Annotated in this window: 3 protein-coding genes; all 3 read left to right on the forward strand. The window is 69.4% G+C overall.

Annotated features, from left to right (window positions below):
* Nucleotides 1–155: 155 nt before the first annotated feature.
* Nucleotides 156–701: a histidine phosphatase family protein gene (locus tag C1720_RS12460; protein ID WP_199171039.1), complete on the forward strand. Its 546-nt coding sequence runs from the start codon at nt 156–158 to the stop codon at nt 699–701.
* 58 nt (nt 702–759) lie between these two features.
* Nucleotides 760–2,148, forward strand: coding sequence for a sulfate adenylyltransferase subunit 1 (locus tag C1720_RS12465; protein ID WP_102284692.1), 1,389 nt, complete (start codon nt 760–762; stop codon nt 2,146–2,148).
* Between the two features lie 704 nt (nt 2,149–2,852).
* Nucleotides 2,853–3,142 (forward strand): hypothetical protein (locus C1720_RS14370; RefSeq protein ID WP_233200078.1); only part of this gene is annotated, 290 nt, incomplete at its 3' end.

Genomic DNA, 3,142 nt, shown 5'->3' on the forward strand with positions numbered 1-3,142 from the left:
TGTGTGTAGTTGTGATGACAGGTTGCGAGTTGTGATAAGTATAGTTTTAAAAAGAGGAAGACGGCATACGAGGTTTTTTTTTTTACAGGCAGAAGAGGGAAGAGTATAAGGGACTCCGTCTCGTGGGCGCGGATATGTGGATAAGGGACAGCGGCTTGCCCGACTGGGTGCGCCGCTACGACGCCGCGCCCGTCACCCCCGCCTGCCCGCCGCCCGCCGCTGCGCTGGAGCAGGCGCGCCCGTGCGGCGCCGTGGTTTGCAGCGATCTGCCCCGCAGCCTCTCATCAGCCGCCTTGCTGGGCGTGCGCCCCGCGCAAGCTGAAGCCTTGCTGCGCGAAGCCGCTTTGCCCACGCCCGCCGCGCGCTGGCCCCTGCTGCGCCTGCCCGCCAGCGCCTGGGCAGCGCTGGCCCGGCTGGCATGGCTGGCAGGCATCGCTTGCGGCCGCGAATCGCTCGCGCAAGCCCGCCTGCGCGCCGCGCAAGCCGCCCTCTGGCTGGCCGCGCTGGCGGCGCGGCATGGCTCCGTGCTTTTGGTGGGGCATGGCGTTTTCAACCGCCTGCTGGCCCATCAGCTCCAGCGCCAGGGCTGGCAGCGCCAAAGCGCCCATGCACGCAGGCACTGGTCTTTCTGCGTGCTGCGCCATGACAGCCCCGCCCCCTGCGCTGCCCGAAGCCAAGGCGTGACCATCTCTCCAGCCTGACCCGTTCCAGCCCGCCAGCGCCACCGCTTTTCATCCACCCCTCACACCCTTTGCAGCCATGACTTCTCCCGCATCCGCCCCCGCCGCACCCACGCCCGCTGACGCCAGCGCCACCCGCCCTGCCCTGCGCTTTATCACCTGCGGCAGCGTGGACGACGGCAAAAGCACCCTCATTGGCCGCCTGCTGCTGGACAGCCGCGCCGTGCTGCAAGACCACCTGGCCGGCGTCACCCGCAGCGGCCAGACCGACCTGGCCTTGCTCACCGACGGCCTGCAAGCCGAGCGCGAGCAAGGCATCACCATCGACGTGGCCTGGCGCTACTTCGCCACCGAAGCGCGCAAATTCATCATCGGCGACGCCCCCGGCCACGAGCAATACACGCGCAACATGGTCACCGCCGCCAGCCAGGCCGACGCTGCCGTAGTGCTGATAGACGCCACCAAAATCGACTGGCAAGCCCCCCTGCCCGCGCTGCTGCCGCAAACGCGCCGCCACGCCCTGCTCGCGCACCTGCTGCGCGTGCCCTCCATCGTCTTTGCCATCAACAAGCTCGACGCGGTGGCGCAACCGGCCGCCGCCTTTGCCCACATCCGCGATGCGCTGCAAGCCTTCGCGCAAGAAGCGGGCATACAGCCCGCCGCCATCGTGCCCATCTCCGCCCTCATGGGCTGGAACGTGGCCGCGCCCAACCCTGACGAACCGGGCTGGTGCGGCTACCAAGGCCCCGCGCTGCTGCCGCTGCTTGAAAAACTGCCCGTCACGCCCAGCGAAAGCGCCCTGCCCCTGGCCTTTCCCGTGCAATGGGTGGAAAAAAACGCCTCCTCCAGCGACACCCGCCAGGGCCGCCGCATCTTCTGGGGCCGCGTGGCCGCCGGACAAGCCCGCGCGGGCGAGGCCGTCCAACTGCTGCCCAGCGGCCACACGGCCCGCATCGCCCAGGTGCTGGACCACACGCGCCAGCCGCAGTCCGGCATCAACGCCGGACACAGCGCCGGCCTCGTGCTCGACCGCGAACTCGACCTCTCGCGCGGCGACTGGATCACCGCCGCCGCCCAGCCCGCCAGCGGCAGCCAAGCCGGTGAAGCCGGCGAATTCGACGAATTCGACACCCCCGCCGCCCAGCCCGCCTGGCCCGTCACACGCGAGCTGCAAGCCCCCCTCTGCTGGCTTGACGACGAGCCGCTCACCCCGGGGCGCGTTTACTGGGCGCTGCACGGCCACCGCTGGCTCAAGGCCAAAGCCCGCCGCGTGCTCCACCGGCTGGACATCCACACCCTCCAGCCCCAAAACGCCGACCGCCTGGAAGCCAACGCCATCGGCCGCGTCGAGCTGGCCTTGCAAGAAGCCATCCCCGCCGCGCCCTTTGCCACCAGCCGCGCGCTGGGCGCGCTCATCCTTGTGGACGCCGCCACACACCGCACCGCCGCCGCCGCGCTGGCAGGCTGAATGGCATGCGAAGCGAACGGAAAGCCGCTTCAGCAAAGCCTGATTTCGCTCCTTGTTTCATAGCATGACGTCCTAGTGGAAAGAGCGCGAAAGCTGTTTTCAGACCCTTGAATTCGCTCCTCTTTTTGGGCTGCCCATGCCGCCAGCCCCGCAGGCGCGGGCAGCGCAAGCCTGCCTGCCGCGCCTTCTCTGCGCCGCCAGGCCCTTCATGGCGGCCCGCGCCCATGATGCAAATGACGACGCAATAACGTCCATTTCTGGCGTCTTTTTACCCATGAGATGAGCCGCCGCGCAAACCCGCCCGCCCATCGCCCCGCCGCTCGCGCCGGCCCCCGCGCCGCAGCCCGACGGCAGCACCCCGCCACCCGCGCTCGCCGCGCCAGCGCAAGCGCCAACGCCATCGGCCACGCTGTCGCAACTGCCCCTGCCGCCCCAGCTCGCCCTGCAACTGCAAAGGCATGAGCAGCCGCCTGAGCAGCGCAAGTACACATCCGACTGCGACCATGACTGCGACCTCTGCGATCCCGGCAGCTCCCGCGACGAACGATGCGAACTGCAATGGGGAGATCCCGCCCACTGGGTACGCAGGCCCGATGGCAGCCGCGTCTGGGTCACGCCGCCCATCCTCCTGGTGTCCATAGGCCCCAACCCCGGCAAACCTCCCTCGCCCGGAAACAGCAACGACGGCATGCCCGGCGGCGGGTTTGAAGATCTGGACCCCGTCGTCGTCGAAGACAGCCGCGACCCCCCGCCGTCCCGCCCCTCCCTGCCCCTGCCTTTCGACGCCTTCCCGCCAGGTCACGGCGGCGGCGCTGGCGGTGACGGCGGCGGCGCGGGCGGCCGTCTCCTATTCACCACTGGCGCCGCCCGCCGTCCTACGCGGGGGGGTTTCCGGCGGCGCCGCCGCGCGCTCCATCAAAGACGTCACCTACTCGAACCACCCGACGGTGCTCTCCCATCTCACCATGCCCGGCACTCTCGCTCGTAGTTCTTC

The organism is Ottowia massiliensis, from assembly GCF_900240305.1.
Classification (GTDB): Bacteria; Pseudomonadota; Gammaproteobacteria; order Burkholderiales; family Burkholderiaceae_C; genus Ottowia; species Ottowia massiliensis.